Annotated in this window: 17 protein-coding genes; 16 read left to right on the top strand and 1 reads right to left on the bottom strand. The window is 45.4% G+C overall.

Going from position 1 to position 16,973, the window contains the following annotated elements; genetic code table 11:
• Nucleotides 1-107: 107 nt before the first annotated feature.
• From ACWAU0_RS21710 to ACWAU0_RS21700, 3 genes are read left to right on the top strand one after another with little or no spacing between them, the layout of a single operon-like run.
• Nucleotides 108-1,088, top strand: a complete 981-nt coding sequence (locus tag ACWAU0_RS21710) for a glycosyltransferase family 2 protein (protein ID WP_458137915.1) — start codon at nt 108-110, stop codon at nt 1,086-1,088.
• A complete protein-coding gene (locus ACWAU0_RS21705; protein ID WP_458137914.1) occupies nt 1,085-1,960 on the top strand; it encodes a glycosyltransferase family 2 protein in 876 nt (291 codons plus the stop codon). Before ACWAU0_RS21710 ends, ACWAU0_RS21705 begins: the two co-directional genes overlap by 4 nt.
• An 8-nt stretch (nt 1,961-1,968) precedes the next feature.
• Nucleotides 1,969-2,841, top strand: coding sequence for an SDR family oxidoreductase (locus tag ACWAU0_RS21700; protein WP_458137913.1), 873 nt, complete (start codon nt 1,969-1,971; stop codon nt 2,839-2,841).
• A gap of 495 nt (nt 2,842-3,336) precedes the next feature.
• Here ACWAU0_RS21700 and ACWAU0_RS21695 read toward each other — a convergent pair whose 3' ends face one another.
• Nucleotides 3,337-4,260: an IS4 family transposase gene (locus ACWAU0_RS21695; RefSeq protein WP_458139247.1), complete on the bottom strand. Its 924-nt coding sequence runs from the start codon at nt 4,258-4,260 to the stop codon at nt 3,337-3,339.
• Nucleotides 4,261-4,449: 189 nt separating this feature from the next.
• Between ACWAU0_RS21695 and rfbF the strand changes: the two genes are divergently transcribed.
• The 13 genes from rfbF to ACWAU0_RS21630 are packed head-to-tail and all read left to right on the top strand — an operon-like array spanning nt 4,450 to nt 16,961.
• Nucleotides 4,450-5,214 (top strand): glucose-1-phosphate cytidylyltransferase, encoded by a 765-nt coding sequence (gene rfbF, locus ACWAU0_RS21690; protein WP_458137912.1) that lies wholly within the window; start codon nt 4,450-4,452, stop codon nt 5,212-5,214.
• Nucleotides 5,214-6,296, top strand: coding sequence for a CDP-glucose 4,6-dehydratase (gene rfbG, locus ACWAU0_RS21685; RefSeq protein WP_458137911.1), 1,083 nt, complete (start codon nt 5,214-5,216; stop codon nt 6,294-6,296). Before rfbF ends, rfbG begins: the two co-directional genes overlap by 1 nt.
• Entirely contained in the window at nt 6,297-7,607 is a 1,311-nt protein-coding gene (gene rfbH, locus ACWAU0_RS21680; protein WP_458137910.1) for a lipopolysaccharide biosynthesis protein RfbH, read from the top strand. It begins immediately after the preceding gene.
• 4 nt (nt 7,608-7,611) lie between these two features.
• Nucleotides 7,612-8,484 (top strand): NAD-dependent epimerase/dehydratase family protein, encoded by an 873-nt coding sequence (locus ACWAU0_RS21675; RefSeq protein ID WP_458137909.1) that lies wholly within the window; start codon nt 7,612-7,614, stop codon nt 8,482-8,484.
• The gene (locus ACWAU0_RS21670) at nt 8,481-9,500 is read left to right on the top strand and encodes a GDP-mannose 4,6-dehydratase (protein WP_458137908.1); all 1,020 of its coding nucleotides are present in this window, start codon (nt 8,481-8,483) and stop codon (nt 9,498-9,500) included. The genes ACWAU0_RS21675 and ACWAU0_RS21670 overlap by 4 nt, the downstream gene beginning before the upstream one ends.
• Nucleotides 9,500-10,828, top strand: a complete 1,329-nt coding sequence (locus ACWAU0_RS21665; RefSeq protein WP_458137907.1) for a lipopolysaccharide biosynthesis protein — start codon at nt 9,500-9,502, stop codon at nt 10,826-10,828. The genes ACWAU0_RS21670 and ACWAU0_RS21665 overlap by 1 nt, the downstream gene beginning before the upstream one ends.
• 17 nt (nt 10,829-10,845) lie before the next feature.
• A complete protein-coding gene (locus ACWAU0_RS21660) occupies nt 10,846-11,793 on the top strand; it encodes a glycosyltransferase family 2 protein (protein WP_458137906.1) in 948 nt (315 codons plus the stop codon).
• A 2-nt stretch (nt 11,794-11,795) separates the two neighbouring features.
• Nucleotides 11,796-12,785, top strand: a complete 990-nt coding sequence (locus ACWAU0_RS21655) for an acyltransferase family protein (protein ID WP_458137905.1) — start codon at nt 11,796-11,798, stop codon at nt 12,783-12,785.
• Nucleotides 12,786-12,792: 7 nt separating this feature from the next.
• On the top strand, nt 12,793-13,713 hold the full coding sequence (locus ACWAU0_RS21650; RefSeq protein ID WP_458137904.1) for a glycosyltransferase family 2 protein: 921 nt from the start codon (nt 12,793-12,795) through the stop codon (nt 13,711-13,713).
• Nucleotides 13,710-14,801, top strand: coding sequence for a glycosyltransferase family 4 protein (locus ACWAU0_RS21645; RefSeq protein WP_458137903.1), 1,092 nt, complete (start codon nt 13,710-13,712; stop codon nt 14,799-14,801). Before ACWAU0_RS21650 ends, ACWAU0_RS21645 begins: the two co-directional genes overlap by 4 nt.
• Nucleotides 14,802-14,957, top strand: coding sequence for a hypothetical protein (locus tag ACWAU0_RS21640; protein ID WP_458137902.1), 156 nt, complete (start codon nt 14,802-14,804; stop codon nt 14,955-14,957).
• Nucleotides 14,954-15,694, top strand: a complete 741-nt coding sequence (locus ACWAU0_RS21635; protein WP_458137901.1) for an FkbM family methyltransferase — start codon at nt 14,954-14,956, stop codon at nt 15,692-15,694. The genes ACWAU0_RS21640 and ACWAU0_RS21635 overlap by 4 nt, the downstream gene beginning before the upstream one ends.
• A complete protein-coding gene (locus tag ACWAU0_RS21630; RefSeq protein WP_523070835.1) occupies nt 15,678-16,961 on the top strand; it encodes a glycosyltransferase in 1,284 nt (427 codons plus the stop codon). Before ACWAU0_RS21635 ends, ACWAU0_RS21630 begins: the two co-directional genes overlap by 17 nt.
• Nucleotides 16,962-16,973 lie beyond the last annotated feature (12 nt).

Raw genomic sequence — 16,973 nt, 5'->3', positions numbered from 1 at the left:
ACTGCTCGTCACACAATTCAAGTGTAGGTAGTCTTGCTAGATATTTGGAACTAGAGTTGTTCTGTTTAGCGTGAGGCTTACCCATTGCATTCGGGCCGAAATTTAAATTGAAAACACCATCCGTATCCGTAATCATCGTTAATTGGAATGGTGGCGAACTACTACATGTTTGCCTCGATCACTTACTACGCCAATCCACCTTGCCGGATCGGATATTGGTCATGGATAATGGCAGTTCGGACAACTCGGCTGACCATGCGGATGGGCTACCAGGAGTTACTGTTATTAATCTTGGTACAAACCTGGGGTTCGCAACGGCCAATAATAGAGCTCTGGCGCTATGCGACACCGAATTCGTTGTTCTCTTGAATCCTGACGCATTCGCCGAACCAGAATGGTTAGATAGATTGCTCCAAGCTGCTGTAAATCACCCTGATGTGGCCACTTTTGGATCCTGCCAATTGATTTATAGTTCGGAGAATCTTATCGATGGTACCGGAGATTGTTATCATTTTTCCGGCTTGGTTTGGCGGAATAAGCACGGTGAATCTATAGAAAATGTCGATCTTGTATCACGTGAAATATTTGCACCTTGTGCGGCGGCAGCAATGTATAGACGCCAGACTTTATTGGATCTAGGAGGTTTCGACGAGGACTTTTTCTGTTATGTTGAAGATGTCGATTTAGGCTTTCGGTTACGTTTAGCGGGAAATAAAGCTATGTACGTTGCAAACGCTGTTGTCCACCATGTTGGTTCGGCGATGACAGGTGGTCAGCATAGCGATTTTTCTATTTACCACGGGCATCGTAATCTTGTCTGGGCTTTTGTCAAAAATATGCCTGGGTTGCTTTTTTGGTTATTAATACCTTTTCATTTGGCATTAAATATTGTGACAGTTATATATTTCATAATTCATGGTCACAGTCGAGTTATTATCCGAGCGAAGATCGATGCCGTAAAAGGTTTAAAGTCTATCTGGAAAAAACGCAAGAAGATTCAGAAGGACCGTATTGCATCAATTATCGATATTTGGCGTGTTTTGGATAAACAGCCATTCGCCAATAATCGCAAAATAAAGAACTTATGACGGCAAAACTCTCGGCAATCATTGTCAATTTCAACGCTGGTGAATTGTTAAAATTCTGTGTCGAGTCTTTGTTGGACTGTTCTGAAGATGTGGAAATCATTGTTATAGACAACGCATCAGAGGACGATAGCCTTAATGCATTATTGACAATACCTGGAGTGAGGGTTGAAAGAAATTCTGAAAACTTAGGTTTCGCGGCAGGATGTAACCAAGGCATAAAGCTTGCGAGTACCAATAATTTACTGTTCATCAATCCCGATTGCTTTGTTGAAAAGCATGCGTTGCAGGACTTGATGAATGAATTGGCGCTGGATTATCACATTGGTATGGTCGGCGGTTTTTTAATTAATCCGGATGGTACTGAGCAAGCGGGTGGGCGACGTGCCATTCCTACACCATGGCGTTCTTTTGTACGTGCTTTCGGATTATCTAGGCTTGATAACCGTTGGCCTCGCTTGTTTTTCGACTTTCATTTACACAAACAGCCTTTGCCTGAAAAGCCAATAGAGGTAGAAGCTATTTCGGGTGCTTGCATGTTGGTTAAGCGCCAGGCGATTGAGGATGTGGGAGAGTGGGATGACGGCTATTTTTTACATTGCGAAGACCTGGATTGGTGTATGCGTTTTCGGCAAAAAGGTTGGAAAATCAAGTTTGTACCAACCGCAAAGATTGCACACGTGCATGGTGCATGTGGTCGCTCCCGTCCCCTATTTGTAGAATGGCATAAGCACAAAGGGATGTTACGCTTCTACCGTAAGTTTTTTCGCCATCAATATCCTGGGGGGCTAATGACTTTAGTTGCACTCGGTGTCTGGTTTCGGTTTTTGCTGGTGGCAGGTTATTTGACATTTACGCGTTTTTTAAAATCATAATGGTTTCAATGGCTAGAAAACGCATAGGCGTATTGGGTGCAACCAGCCATGTTGGGTTGGCCATTTTGCCTTTGCTCGTGCAAGCAGGTTTTGATGTTGTTGCATTTTCTCGTCAGTCAGTTAAATCTGTTATGTCAAATGTAGAATGGCAAGTTGTCCAATCACTAGTGTCTAAGGTTGACGATGAAGAAATTTCTTTTTGGATTTGTTTGGCACCGATTTGGACTTTGCCGTCGTATTTTGCCGCGATTCAAGCGAGTAAAGCAAAACGTGTTGTAGTATTGTCATCGACTAGTCGTTTTACTAAACAAGGTTCGTCAGATCCCGTGGACCAAATGCTTGCCCAGCGTTTTGTAAAATCAGAATTTGATGTGCAGGAATGTGCTGCCAATGCTGGTATTGAATGTGTCATTCTGCGGCCTACATTAATTTATGGACTGGGTCGCGATAAAAATATTTGTGAAATTGGGTGTTTGATTCGCCGATTCCACTTTTTTCCGCTGCTAGGACAGGCTAAGGGATTACGACAACCTGTTCATTGCTCTGATGTGGCACAAGCTTGCGTCTCCGCTTTGTTTGCCGAGAATGTGGCCAATAAGAGTTACAATCTGTCCGGTGCGGAGATATTGAGCTATAGAGATATGGTTGCTCGCATATTTAATGCTATAGGTCTTAAGCAGCGTTTTATTCAAATTCCTATGCTGTTATTACGGATAGGATTTGTCATCCTAAAAATCTTGCCACGCTATCGTGGTTGGTCTTTTTCAATGATGGAACGCACAAATCATGATTTGGTTTTCGATCATCATGATGCAACCCGTGATTTGGGATTTAGTCCGAGACCGTTTCGGCTTGGTGCTGAAGATTTAGCGATAAAATAAATGTAACTTTCAGTACCCAATTAAGAGAAAGGATTTACTCCGTCTAATGCTGGAGGACTGCATGGATGCAGGAGTTAGGGCAACGCTGTGTTGGTTGCAGAGAGGGAGGGGATTAATAGAGCTAAATAGGAGGGATGTATGGCAATGCCGTTAAGTTAAGCCTCACCGATACTACCGCCTAGGCTTGGGGCTGACACGATTTTTAGGACGAGGCGCTTTTCGGTCGGGTCGTTTGCGTTCGAGGGTTCTGGCGTACAGAGCAATCAACTCCAACACCTGATCGTGCGGCACGCGCTGAATAAGCCAGACGAACAACCGGTTCTTCAGGGAGTTTAGGATGTAGGTGAAGTTGGGATAATAACGCGCCGCTTTATTGTCCGGTAGCGTCTCGTAAGCCTGGCGTGCGAGGGCTTCCGCTAAATTGGCGGTAAAGAGTTTGGCATGCGCATCCTGGCGTATCGATTCGGGTAATTCGCCGGTGAATTCCAGGTAGAGTCAGTGTTTGAGAACTTTGAAGGCTTCCTCGATGTTCCAACGCGCATGGTATAACTCAGCGAAAGCCTGGACGGGATAAGCGTCGGCATCGGTGAGCGATGTCGCCAGAACTTCGATGTGGCCGGTGGACAATACGACTTTGATCAGGCGAAAAGTCAAGGTTTGGGCAGTCAAGGTCATGCCGACTGCCTGTGCTTGACGTCGGGCATTAGCTGATACCGGTTGCGTCATCACGGTTTCGGACAAATTTGAGCGTAAAAACCTGTCCACCGTCGGCCATTGGTTGCCGTCCATGCGGGCGAGGAAAGGCAAATGACGGTGTTGTAACAGGGTAAACAGCCACACCGCCGGAAAGCCGCGACCCATGACCAATAGATCGTCGCTGGCAAGATGAGGCAGCAGTTGTACCAGCAGCGCTCGTTCGGCATCGTCAAAACGCCCCAGTACGGTTTTGATCCTCAGCTTTGAAGTGGTGGTAAACAACCCCAAGGCGCGCGCCAACACATAAGGCTGGTCGCCGCTGTCGGTTTGGACGCCGAACTCAGCCTGATTTTCCAGCCAGAGTGGCAAACGTAAGGTCGTTGAATCCGTGGCGACTAAACGCAACCCTTGCCAGCGAGGTTCGGGCAATAGTTCATTGAGTAAGCCGATTAAACTGTCGTTCAGCGCTTCGAAGGCCGTGGCCTTGAGTTTTTGCCGGGCTTGAGAAACGGCGCTTTTACTCACGGCCCGCAATGAATGACCATCCAGTGTGGTGAACAGATCGTCCAACAGGGTTTGCAGGCTGCCTTTGAAGGCGCAGAGCAGGAAAGAAACCAACACTGGAAAGGTAAGAACGCGTTGCAGGGTAAGGGCTTTGTCGTGAGTCCGATGCGCGGCGATGAAGTCGGGCGAGTGGAGAAGCTTTGAAAGATGGGCAAGAATGCCGGCATGGATACTGCTAAGTCGGCTTCATTGATTTATCCTTGTTTTTCAGTATGTTACATTGATCATTGTAACACGAATTTCTTAACTTAACGGCATTGGGGTTACTATACCGGGTTTTGCCACAGGAGCTATAACGCGGTTTTACATTTACATCGAGTATTAGCCATACACCGTAATATCACCAAAATGAAAACAGTTATCCTAGCCGGTGGATTCGGCACTCGTATCAGCGAAGAATCGCATCTCAAGCCCAAACCCATGATAGAAGTTGGCGGCAAGCCGATTCTGTGGCATTTAATGAAGATTTACTCGCGCTACGGCATTAACGATTTCATTATCTGTTTGGGTTACAAGGGCTATGTCATCAAAGAATACTTTGCCAATTATTTTTTGCACATGTCGGATGTCACATTTGATATGGAGCACAACCGCATGGAAGTCCACGAAAAAAATGCCGAGCCTTGGCGAGTGACGCTGATCGATACCGGGCAAGATACCCTGACGGGCGGTAGACTACTACGCGTGAAAGATTATATTGGCGATGAGACCTTTTGTTTTACCTATGGTGACGGCTTGGCTGACGTCAATATCGATACATTAATTCAATTTCATCGTTCGCAAGGCAAAGCGGCGACGTTGACAGCCATCCAACCACCGGGCCGATATGGTGCGTTGAATATTGTCGGCAACGCGGTGCTTGATTTCCAGGAAAAACCAGCCGGCGATGGCGCCTGGGTCAATGGCGGGTTTTTCGTGCTGGAGCCGTCGGTTTTGGATTATATCGATGGCGATCTGGTGACTTGGGAGGCGCAGCCTTTGCAACGCTTGGCTAGAGAAAATCAATTGGCCGCTTATCATCATAAGGGTTTCTGGCAGGCGATGGACACCATGCGCGATAAGAATCATCTTGAAGAATTGTGGAGTCTTAATCCGCCCTGGAAAGTATGGTAATGAAATCAGAGTTTTGGGCGGGCAAGCGGGTCTTACTGACCGGCCACACCGGTTTTAAAGGTAGCTGGTTGTCGCTATGGTTACAATCCAAGCAAGCACATTTAGTCGGCTATGCGCTTGCGCCGCCGACCAATCCAAGTTTGTTCGAAGTCGCTGAAGTGGGTAAAGGCATGGTCAGCATCATCGGCGATATTCGCGATTTGTCAAAGTTGCGAGCGGTGTTTGCCGAGCATCAGCCCGAAATTGTCATCCATATGGCGGCCCAGCCTTTGGTACGCTATTCCTACAGCGAACCCGTCGAGACTTACTCAACCAATGTGATGGGTACGGTCAATTTGCTTGAAGCGGTGCGTCATACCGTCAGCGTCAAGGCCGTCGTCAATGTTACCAGCGACAAATGCTACGAAAATCGCGAATGGGTCTGGGGTTATCGCGAGCATGAAGCAATGGGCGGTTACGATCCCTACAGCAACAGCAAGGGCTGCGCGGAACTGGTGACAGCTGCGTACCGTAATTCTTATTTTCATCCGGATAACTATACCGATCATGGTGTGGCTTTGGCTTCGGCCAGAGCCGGTAATGTGATCGGCGGTGGCGATTGGGCCGAGGATAGATTGATTCCGGATATTATGCGCGCAATTACCCAAGGCCAGCCGGTCAATATTCGCAATCCCCTCGCCATCCGCCCTTGGCAGCACGTATTGGAGCCATTGTCGGGGTATTTGTTGTTGGCGGAAAAACTGTATGAACTAGGGCCGGACTTCGCGGAGGCCTGGAATTTTGGGCCGAACGAGGACGATGCCAAACCCGTGCAATGGATAGTGGAAAACTTGACTAAGAGTTGGGGCGAGGGCGCGGATTGGATTTTGGATGACGGTAATCACCCACACGAAGCACATTATCTGAAGTTGGATTGTGCCAAGGCAAAAACGCATTTGAGCTGGCATCCTAGATGGCATCTCGAAAAGACATTGACGTCGATTGTCGAGTGGCACAGAGCCTATCGTGACGAACGTGATATGCGTGCATTAACCTTGCGGCAGATTGATCAATATAACAGAAACACCAAGCAGGCAAATTAAGTGGATAAGACAGAGTTGAAGCAGCAAATATTCAATCTGGTAGAGCAATATAGCGCGTTACATTTTGCGGAAAAATCGTTTCAGGCAGGAACCAGCGCCGTTCCGCCTTCCGGCAAAGTACTCGGTGCCAGTGAGCTTAAAAATATGGTCGAAGCATCGCTGGACGGCTGGTTGACCTCCGGGCGTTTCAACGAAGCATTTGAAAAACGTTTTGCCGAATTTGTCGGCGTGCCTTATGCATTGACCACCAATTCCGGTTCCTCGGCTAATTTGTTGGCATTCACCGCATTGACCTCGCCCAAATTAGGCGAGCGTGCCTTAAAACCGGGCGATGAGGTGATTACAGTCGCGGCGGGTTTTCCAACGACTGTCAATCCGATTTTGCATGCGGGCATGGTGCCGGTGTTCGTCGATGTCGATATTCCGACCTATAACGTTGATCCGCAAAAAATCGAAGCGGCAGTGTCAGAGCGCACTCGAGCCATCATGATTGCTCATACCCTCGGTAATCCTTTTGACCTGGATGCGGTCATGGTTGTCGCCAACAAGCATAATTTGTGGGTTATTGAAGACTGCTGCGATGCTTTAGGGTCAACCTATAAAGGCCAACACGTCGGCCAGTTCGGCCACATTGCAACCTGTAGTTTTTACCCGGCGCATCACATTACCATGGGCGAGGGCGGCATGGTGTTTACCAAGGATCGCAAGCTGCGCAAAATCATCGAATCCTTCCGCGATTGGGGACGCGATTGTTATTGCGCGCCGGGTTGCGACGATACTTGCGGTATGCGCTTCGGTTGGCAGTTGGGTACTTTGCCGAAGGGCTACGATCACAAATATACCTACTCGCATTTGGGCTACAACCTGAAAATCAGCGACATGCAGGCTGCCTGCGCATTGGCGCAAATGGATCGTCTATCCGATTTTATTGCGATCCGTAAACGCAATTTCGAGTATTTAAAACAGCGCCTAAAATCCTGCGAGCAGTTTGTAATCTTGCCTGAAGCGACGCCCAACAGCGATCCTTCCTGGTTCGGTTTCCCCATCACCTTACGCGAATCGGCTGAATTTGTCCGAGTCGATCTACTGAAATACCTGGACCAATACAAAATCGGTACCCGCTTACTGTTTGCCGGCAACCTGACGCGTCAGCCTTATTTTCAGGATAGGGCTTATCGAATCAGCGGTGATTTGCAAAACACCGATACCGTGATGAATAACACTTTGTGGATAGGTGTCTATCCCGGTCTGACCGAAGAGATGTTGAGTTTTGTGGTCGAGAGGTTGGAATCATTCTTTGGTGTGAGTTAATAGTTTGCGTGTCCTACTGACTGGAGTGACTGGCTATTTAGGCAGTCACTTAGCGACGGCATTGCTCGATGAAGGGCACGAGATTGTCGCCATTAAAAGAAAGTTGTCCCCGCTCAACCGGATAGCAGCTATTTTACCCAGGCTGGTCGTCTGCAATTTAGAGGAAACCTATCTCGTTGAATTGTTTACACGTTTCGGTAGATTCGATGCGGTGATTCATACCGCTACCTGTTATGGCAAGGGCGGTGAGACTATCAGTCAAATCACAGAAACCAATCTGTTGTTTTCGCTGAAGCTATTAGAAGCAGCGGTTTGCGCAAATGTCGATGTATTTATCAATACCGACACGGCATTGGATAAACATCTGAATCCATACGCACTTTCCAAAAGGCAATTTTCAGAATGGGGTAAATACTTCGCATGCCAAGAGAAAATTCGTTTCATTAATGTGAGACTTGAACATTTTTATGGCCCCGGGGACGATAATTCTAAATTTACCGCACATGTTATCAATAGCTGCTTGGCTAATGTACCGAAATTAAATCTGACATTGGGCGAGCAGCGTCGTGATTTTATATACATAGATGACGCCGTATTTGCATACTCGTTATTGCTGAATAAACGAAATTCAATTGCAGACTGGTTTATTGAATTTGAAGTCGGTAGTGGTGTTGCGGTGACCATCAGGCGGTTTGTCGAAACGGTACACAACTTAACGGCATCGACAACCTGCCTGAATTTCGGTGCATTGCCTTACCGGGCAGGGGAAGCAATGTTTTCGCAAGCAAATACTGAGGCAATACAGGCACTGGGGTGGCGCTGCGAATATGGACTTTTGGAAGGTTTACAAATGACAATTGAAGGAAATAAGCAATGAAATTGCTGATCACTGGCGGCTGTGGTTTCTTAGGGAGCAATTTAGCCGCCGATGCGATACGGCGGGGCGATGAGTTATTGATATTTGATAATCTCTATCGTAGTGGCTCGCGCGAAAACCTGACGTGGTTACAAACACAAGGGAAATTTCTTTTTGAGCATGGCGACATTCGGAATCAGAATGACATTACCCGAGCCATCCAGTCATCCAAACCGGACGCGATATTTCATTTGGCCGGGCAAGTGGCTATGACTACGTCGATTGCCAATCCACGTATGGATTTCGAGGTCAATGCAGTCGGGACCCACAATCTGCTGGAGGCTGTCAGACAATATTCGCCGGAAACGATCGTTGTGTATTCCTCCACCAACAAAGTGTATGGCGATTTGGAGCAGTATTCTTATACCGAAACTCAAACGCGATTCCAGTGCCAAGAGCATCCCAACGGCTTCGATGAAAATGTACCTTTGGAATTCCATTCACCCTACGGCTGCTCCAAAGGCGCTGCTGATCAATATATGCTTGATTATGCAAGAATATTCGGGCTTAAGACCGTGGTTTTTCGCCATTCGTCGATGTATGGCGGCAGGCAGTTCGCTACCTATGATCAAGGCTGGGTTGGCTGGTTTTGTCAAAAGGCGATAGAGACAGCCAAAGGCCTAAGTAAAGAGCCGTTCACTATTTCCGGTACTGGCAAACAGGTTCGTGACGTACTCCATGCCGAAGACATGAAGCGTCTTTATAGTGCGGCATTGAGCAATATCGATAAAGCTCAAGGGCAAGTGTTTAACATTGGTGGTGGTATAGAAAACAGTCTGTCTTTATTGGAACTGTTTGAGTTGTTGGAATCGATCGTTGGTGTTCGCCTTAATTACGACCAATTGCCAGTGCGTGAAAGCGATCAACGCGTGTTTGTGGCCGACATAAGCAAAGCTAAACGCTTGCTTGCTTGGCAACCACAAGTCACAGCGCCGGAGGGTGTGTCGGCCATGGTGAAATGGGTTGACCAATCGTAATGAGTGACGCAGTTTCCAACGAACGTACCCGGAATTATCTGCGGCAGATAAAAGGATCGGTGATTTACAAAGCTATCAGCATGGTAGCGTCGTTTTGTGCGATTCCTTTGATGATCGATTGCCTTGGGCAGGAGCAGTTTGGTGTTTGGTCCACATTACTTACCATAATGTCATGGATTGTGTTTTTCGATCTAGGCATCGGCAATGGCCTTCGCAATAAGGTGGCGGAAGCGTTGGCGAAGAATGATAGTGTGGAAGCTGCTCATTACATTTCATCGGGTTACAGCTTGATTGGTGTGATAGCGCTGATAGTGTGGGTGATAGTCACTGGTGCCTCATTTTTTGTTCCTTGGCAAATAGTGTTTAACTCCCAGGCAATTCCGGAAGACACGTTGCGCATAACCGTGCAAATTTCGGCATTTTTTATCTTGTTGAATTTTTGGATCGGTTTGATCAGTGCGCTACTTGGCGCGGTACAAAAATCCTCATGGGTTGCTTTGGGCCCGTTGATTTCAAACGTACTTACCTTAACTCTTATTTATGGTTTGACGAAGTTCGCTGACGCATCGATTAGTAATTTGGCAATTGTTTATGGCATTTCAATGATTGCTGCAAATTTGATGTTGAGTATTAGGTTTTATCAACAGAATCCAGGCTTGGTTCCGTATTTTTTTTGGGATAAATCTCATGTGCGCCCTTTGTTATCGGTGGGAGTGCAGTTCTTTATAATACAGCTTGCCGTATTGGTTATATTCACCACCGATAAGTTTCTGATTGCCCAGATTTTTGGGCCTCAATATGTCACCGAATATGAGGTTGTGTTTAAGCTTTTTAGTATCATTAGTTTTGCGCATACGTTAATTTCCGCGCCGCTTTGGTCTGCTTATACGGATGCTTTTCATAGAAATGATATTGCATGGATTCGCACTATGTTGCGAAAACAGTTAATGCTTTTAGCCGGCATTGCTATGGCAGTGGCAATCTTGGCTTTAATAGCGAAATCTGTTATTTCTTTATGGATAAGTGTTGAGTTTTTTGTATCATTGCCATTGATAGTTGCAATGGGATTGTTTGTGGTGATTTCCAGTTGGAATAATATTTTTGCGATGTTTGTAAACGGTATCGGCAATATCTCTGTTCAGCTATATACAGCAATAGCAGCCATGTTAATCAATATTCCACTAGCCCTATTCTTTACAAACCAATTAGGCTTTGGTTCATATGGTGTGGTATTGGCAACTTGCGTAAGTTTGCTTTTTGCAGGCGTGGCGCTTCCAGTTCAGGTGCTGCAGATAATCCGTCGCCAGGCTTGGGTAGTCGATAAATAGTGGGTGTTTTGAAGTTTATGCCAAGAGTCAGTATCCTAATTCCTGTATTTAATCGTAGAAACTTTATCGCTGATTGTATTCAGTCTGCATTGGACCAAACAGTTGCTGATTTTGAAGTGGTGGTGGTAGATAACGCCAGTGACGACGGAACATGGGAGATATGTCAACAGTTTGCGGAGAAAGACCGGCGAGTCCGTATTTTTCGAAACGATAGCAATATTGGACCAGTAAGAAATTGGCTGGCTTGCGTGGAGAAAGCGCGAGGAGAATATGGGAAAATACTGTTCAGTGACGATTTGATCTCGCCAAATTTTCTTGAAAATACACTGCCTTTTCTTGAAAATCCAGATGTTGGTTTTGTTTCAACCGCCGTAACAATTGGTATTTCACCAGAAAGTGGGAAGATCAATTTTTCGTTATCCAGCGCTGAGCAAGTCATTTCCACGGCACGATATTTTCAGTTGCTATTAAACGCCAGAGTGCCATTCTCTCCGGGAGCCGCTATTTTTCGTATGGCGGATATTAGGAAAAATCTGCAACTGTCTTTCCCGACATGTATTCCCCGTGACTTCACATTGAACGGGGCTGGGCCGGATGTTTTGTTGTTTGCATTAACTGCAACAACTTATAAATCTGTGGTAATGCTTCCCTCGGCGGATGTGTTTTTTCGCTCTCATCCAGATTCGTTTACCACACTGAATAATGACAATGAAGTAGAAAAAGGTTATCGGGCTGCATTGGCATGGTTTTTCGCTGAAAAATTGAGCAGAAGCCATTGGGTCAAATATGCCGCCCGTTCTTGGTTGTCAAGAATACAGCGCACACGGAATATAATTTCATTAACCAAGCATTGTTCCGAATACGAGGGACGCGGGACTATTTTTGAAGCGTTAATTGTGTTGGCTACAACGTTTTCCATTGCCGCTGGTGAAATATTAGAGTTCTTTCGCCGGGCCAATACTTAGGTATGAGCAGTCGCAACTTTAATCAGTCATTTAGTATTGCAATAAACGCCTGCAAAGGATTTTCTATTTTACTGGTAGTGCTGGGGCATATCCAATCGCCATTAGGCTCTTATATTTATTCATTTCATATCCCTTTGTTTTTCTTTATAGGAGGGATTTTTATCAATCCCGAGAATTCGCCGATTGAGTTCTTTAAGAAAAATGCTAGGCGTATTCTCCTGCCATACTTTCTTTTTGGAATAGTTGGTTTGGTGGTTAATTCAGTAAAGGAGATTGTATTGGGGCGTGACAGGGAAAGCGTTTTCGATGAGTTGGTTGGGATTTTCTGGTGGATGGATATTGATCATCTACAGCATTATGGATTTGTATTATGGTTTTTGCCGGCTTTGTTTTGGGCAAGAGCGTCTGTCTTTTTGTTAATAAAATATCTGAAAGTAAATTCAATATTGTTGTTGATATTTACGTTAATTTTTTACAGTTATATGACTGATTATCCAGTATTGCCATTGGCTTTGGATAAAGGTGCTTCGGCTCTGCCATGGGTATTGTCTGGCTATGTTTTTGCAAAGTATAAACAAAATTTGTTAAATAATTCAGCGTGGGTGCTGTTGTTTTTTGTGGGAGGGTTTTGGCTGATTTATTATTTTAATCTATTGTTGTCGCTTGATATGGCAAGAAATAATGTAGGAAATATTTATGTTACCTTTTCTTGCGTTTTATTTATTGGTTATTTTTTAATTTTCTTGTTTTTTAAATTTGATTTTCTCGTTCAAAAGTCTTCATTCTTGATGGTATTTGGAATGGAGTCTATGTTGGTTTTGGTTTTGCATCCTTATTTAAATAATATTTTTCATCTAATTATAGAGCATTATTTTAGTGGAGAATGGTATTTGAAATTTTTATGTACCTTAGTGGTTTTGTCTTCGTTGATTGCTCTCAAGGGTAAATATTTTGAAAACAAAAGCTTGAGCTTGTTGCTGAAAACTTTGTGAGCTTTAAATGATGTTGCCGAATAATCAGATAAATTTCAAAAGTAATGCCGAGCTCAAGGTTGAACAAATGCTTTTTCTTCCCGCTAAAAGTCAGAGACAGGGCGAGGGTGGGTTGCGCAAACAGGGTCACTTCAAATCGTCGCGCCCCGAAATGCCCCTAGTTAGTATTTTGACGGTCGTTTTTAATGGCGCTGAATTTATTGAACGTACGATATTAAGCATTCTTGATCAAGACTATGAAAACTTGGAGTTTATCGTCATTGATGGCGGTTCCGCCGATGGCACCGTGGATCTTCTCAAACGTTACGAGCATGTGATCGATTATTGGGTTAGCGAGCCGGATAAAGGCATTAGCGACGCATTTAATAAAGCCGTTACCTTGGCGGCGGGGGACTACTTGAATTTTCAGGGAGCCGGAGACTATTTATTATCCAGGCATGTCGTCAGTGAAATGATGGAGGGTGTCGATCCGGAACGCGATATGTTGATTGGTGCCAGAGTACAGCGCGTTTCGGAACAAGACGACAAACAAGTTTTATGGGTGGCGCCAAAGCGATTTAACCCAAAATTTAATAAGCGATCATTATTGTTCCGGATGTCTCTGCCGCATCAAGCCCTGTTTACGCATAAGAAAATGTTCGAACTTTATGGCTTATTCGACGTCAATAACCGTTTTTGCATGGACTATGAGCACTTGTTGCGCGCTTATAGCGATTTTCCGACAGTAAAATTGAAAAATATTATTTTTTCTGCTTGGCGTGAAGGTGGTGTGGGGCAAGATAGGACGCTGGAAGTGCTTAAGGAATATGGGCAAATCAAAATGAAGAATCGGGTGGCGCCTGCTTTTGTTTTATGGCTAATTGAATACTGGATTTTTCTAAAGCACTATTCTAAAAAATATTTGACGCGTAGCCAGGTGGCGAAATGACAGAACCCATTATAACGCGCGTCGCTATTTTATGGACCCAACTCTCCGGCTACATGAATGCCTGTTTAAAGCAATTGGCGCAAACTGAAGGCGTGGAAATTTTTGTTTCGAATATGCGGGTTACTAAAGATGCGCCCTATGATGATAGCCTGTTTTCCTGGATTGAAGAGCGATATGAGTGGGATGTTCGCTTGGACGAAACTGAATTGCTTAGCAGGCTGGAAAAATTTAGACCGAATATCATTGTCTCTTCCGGATGGAATGTGCCTGGACACAGACATATCTTGAAAAAATTTCGGAGTAGGGCCGTTAGGATCATTACCGTCGATAATCCATGGCGAGGAACTATCAAGCAAAGATTGGGGGGGATGATTTCCCGCTTTTATTTAAAGCCGATATGTGACGCACTATTTGTCGCCGGCGAACGGCAGGCTGTTTTTGCGCATCACTTGGGATTTCCACAGCGTCGGATTTTGCGCGGCGTATTAAGCTGTGACCATCAAAAGTTTTCCGCCATCCATTTCGAACGGCAACACTTGTCAGACGAGTCTCATGCTTTTGTATACGTCGGTCGGCTCGCGGCGGAGAAAGGTCTGGATGTGTTGGTAGAGGCTTATCGGCGCTATAGACAGTCCGTAGCAGAGCCTTGGCCGTTAAAATGTTATGGAACTGGACCGTTGAAAGCCATGCTCGAACCTGTGGAGGGTATAGAGCTGATGGGTTTTTGTCAGCCGGGCGATTTGCCTGGAGAATTACTGCGGGCAAACTGTTTAATCCTGCCGAGTACTTTCGAGCCTTGGGCGCTAGTACTGCACGAGGCGGCGTCGGCTGGGTTGGCGCTTATCTGCTCTGCGGAAGTTGGGGCTTCTGTGCATCTGGTTCAAACAGGTTATAACGGATATGTGGTCGAAACCGGGGATGTTGATGAGTTGGCCTCGGCAATGTTGCAATACACTGCGCTACATGAAGGTCAAAGAATGATCATGGCGGAGAACAGTTATTTAATGTCTTTGCAATTCACGCCGGAAAGATGGGCGAATAATTTACTTGATGGCGCCTACCGTATTCTGAGGGAAATGGAGGCATAAATGGAATTATTCGATGTTTTAAAAACCGTTACCCGTCATCCGCTTAATCGGGGACGAAAATTAAATGCAATACTAGGATTTATTCGATGGCAAGTTGCCAGTCGTTTAATTGATAGTCCCATAGCCTTGACTTTGTCAATGGAACGCGCCTTTTGACCGCTAACGGCATGACGGGAGCGACCGGGAATATTTACACCGGATTGCATGAGTTTGAAGATATGGCTTTTATCATGCATTTGTTAAGGGCTGCGGATGGTTTTGTCGATGTCGGGGCTAACGTCGGGTCTTATACCGTATTGGCTTCCGGTGTGGTTGGAGCGAACTCGATCAGCATGGAGCCGGTACCAAGTACATTTTTGCATTTAAAGGATAACATTCATTTAAATGCCATCGGCGGCAAGGTATCGGCACTTAATGTTGGTGTTGGTCGTGAGCACGGTGTTTTAAAGTTTACAGCTGCGTTGGATACCGTCAATCATGTTGTTGCGGCTTCGGAAGAAGGTTTAGAGACGATTGAGGTGGAAGTAAAGACGCTGGATGATATTTTAGAAGACTTCGAGCCGACGTTGATAAAGATCGACGTGGAGGGATTTGAAACGAATGTGATAGCCGGGGCTAGAAAAACCTTATCCAATCCGTCGTTGCTAGGCGTTGTTATGGAATTGAACGGAAGTGGAAGTCGTTATGGGTTCGATGAGGCGAGTTTACATGCTGTTATGCTCGATTATGGCTTTACTACTTTTAAATACGATCCACTTACGCGCCAGTTAATGCCCAACAATAGGCAAAGCCAAAATGTCGGAAATATGCTTTATCTTCGAAACGTCGAGCAAGTGATTGAGCGAATAGCATCCGCACCGAAATTTACGACCAATAATGGTTGGGAAATCTAAGGGCTACGTCTTGATTTCGCTCGTATCATTCTCGGAATCTCGCGGCGGCGCGGCAAAAGCCGCCCAAAAAGTTTTTCTGGCCTTACGGAAAAAGCGGATTTCTGTTCAGTATGTTGTCGTGGAAAAATTCTCGAACGATGAGTCTGTTATGGCGCCTGGAAGGTTGGAGTTCTTTTGGCATTTCCTTAAAAGATTGTTTGCTTTTATTGTGCAGAAATGCCAATTAAGTAAAAACTCCGTCAAGCATTCTCTTAATTTATTTAGTTGCGATAGCGTTCTGAATATCATTCGAAACTCAGAGTTAGTTCATTTGAATTGGATAAATAATGAAGCTATTGCTTTAGAAAAAATCCCCAGTATAAATGGAAAGATAATTATTACTTTGCATGACGAATGGTTTTATTGCGGAAGCGAGCATTTGGCATTAGAAAGCACCCGATTTATAGAGGGTTATCATGCCGCGAATAAAAATGTGACTGGAGTTGATCTGGATAGATTCACCTGGATTAGGAAGAAGCGAGTCTTAAATGCCATCAAAGACAGAGTTATTTTTACTGCTCCCTCTACCTGGATGGTAAATCGGGCAACCGAAAGCCCTTTATTGAGAGATTTTGATATACGGCTTATACCCAATTGTTTGGATACAGAGCTTTATAGGCCGATGACTAATGATTTTTTAGCGGATTACGGCGTGTCTCCCAAAGACAGAGTCATTCTGTTCGGTGCCGTGCATGGCAAGAACATGGGCATGAAAGGCTTTCATTTGTTGTACCAGGCTTTACGTTTGTTGGCGGCTCGGCTGCATGAAAAAAACAATATTGTGCTGGTCAGTTTTGGAGGAACGGTAGGCAAAAACGCCATGGATTTTGGCTTCCGGCATGTCGAGATCGGCCATGTGATTGAACCGTCGCGGTTGGTGAAACTTTATAGCCGCGCGGACTTTACCGTGGTGCCCTCGCTAGTCGAGTCATTCGGACAGGTCGCCGCTGAAAGCTTGGCCTGTGAAACGCCCGTCATCGCCTTTGATTGCTCAGGCCTAAAAGACATTGTATTTCATAAAATCAACGGTTATCTCGCCACTCCATATTCCACGAATTCATTGTGCGAGGGCATGCTGTGGATGCTGGAGACCGATCTACCCACTTTACGGCAATTGGGCAAAAATGGCAGACAGCACGTGCTTGAGACGTTTTCCGAAGATGTTGTCGTTGAAAAACTGCTTAATCTTTATCGCGAACATGCTCAATCGGGCATTGTTTTCCAATAAAAAAAACCAATT

The organism is Methylomonas sp. Uni0009, from assembly GCF_054188105.3.
This window is presented reverse-complemented; position numbering and strand designations above follow the sequence as displayed.

What these genes read in the sequence shown, in the direction of transcription:
- ACWAU0_RS21700 (WP_458137913.1), top strand. Translation starts at nt 1,969, where the DNA reads ATGGCTAGAAAACGCATAGGCGTATTGGGTGCAACCAGCCATGTTGGG.
- ACWAU0_RS21645 (WP_458137903.1), top strand. Translation starts at nt 13,710, where the DNA reads ATGACAGAACCCATTATAACGCGCGTCGCTATTTTATGGACCCAACTC.
- ACWAU0_RS21705 (WP_458137914.1), top strand. Translation starts at nt 1,085, where the DNA reads ATGACGGCAAAACTCTCGGCAATCATTGTCAATTTCAACGCTGGTGAA.
- ACWAU0_RS21665 (WP_458137907.1), top strand. Translation starts at nt 9,500, where the DNA reads ATGAGTGACGCAGTTTCCAACGAACGTACCCGGAATTATCTGCGGCAG.
- ACWAU0_RS21650 (WP_458137904.1), top strand. Translation starts at nt 12,793, where the DNA reads ATGATGTTGCCGAATAATCAGATAAATTTCAAAAGTAATGCCGAGCTC.
- ACWAU0_RS21670 (WP_458137908.1), top strand. Translation starts at nt 8,481, where the DNA reads ATGAAATTGCTGATCACTGGCGGCTGTGGTTTCTTAGGGAGCAATTTA.
- rfbF (WP_458137912.1), top strand. Translation starts at nt 4,450, where the DNA reads ATGAAAACAGTTATCCTAGCCGGTGGATTCGGCACTCGTATCAGCGAA.
- ACWAU0_RS21640 (WP_458137902.1), top strand. Translation starts at nt 14,802, where the DNA reads ATGGAATTATTCGATGTTTTAAAAACCGTTACCCGTCATCCGCTTAAT.
- rfbG (WP_458137911.1), top strand. Translation starts at nt 5,214, where the DNA reads ATGAAATCAGAGTTTTGGGCGGGCAAGCGGGTCTTACTGACCGGCCAC.
- ACWAU0_RS21660 (WP_458137906.1), top strand. Translation starts at nt 10,846, where the DNA reads ATGCCAAGAGTCAGTATCCTAATTCCTGTATTTAATCGTAGAAACTTT.
- ACWAU0_RS21655 (WP_458137905.1), top strand. Translation starts at nt 11,796, where the DNA reads ATGAGCAGTCGCAACTTTAATCAGTCATTTAGTATTGCAATAAACGCC.
- ACWAU0_RS21630 (WP_523070835.1), top strand. Translation starts at nt 15,678, where the DNA reads ATGGTTGGGAAATCTAAGGGCTACGTCTTGATTTCGCTCGTATCATTC.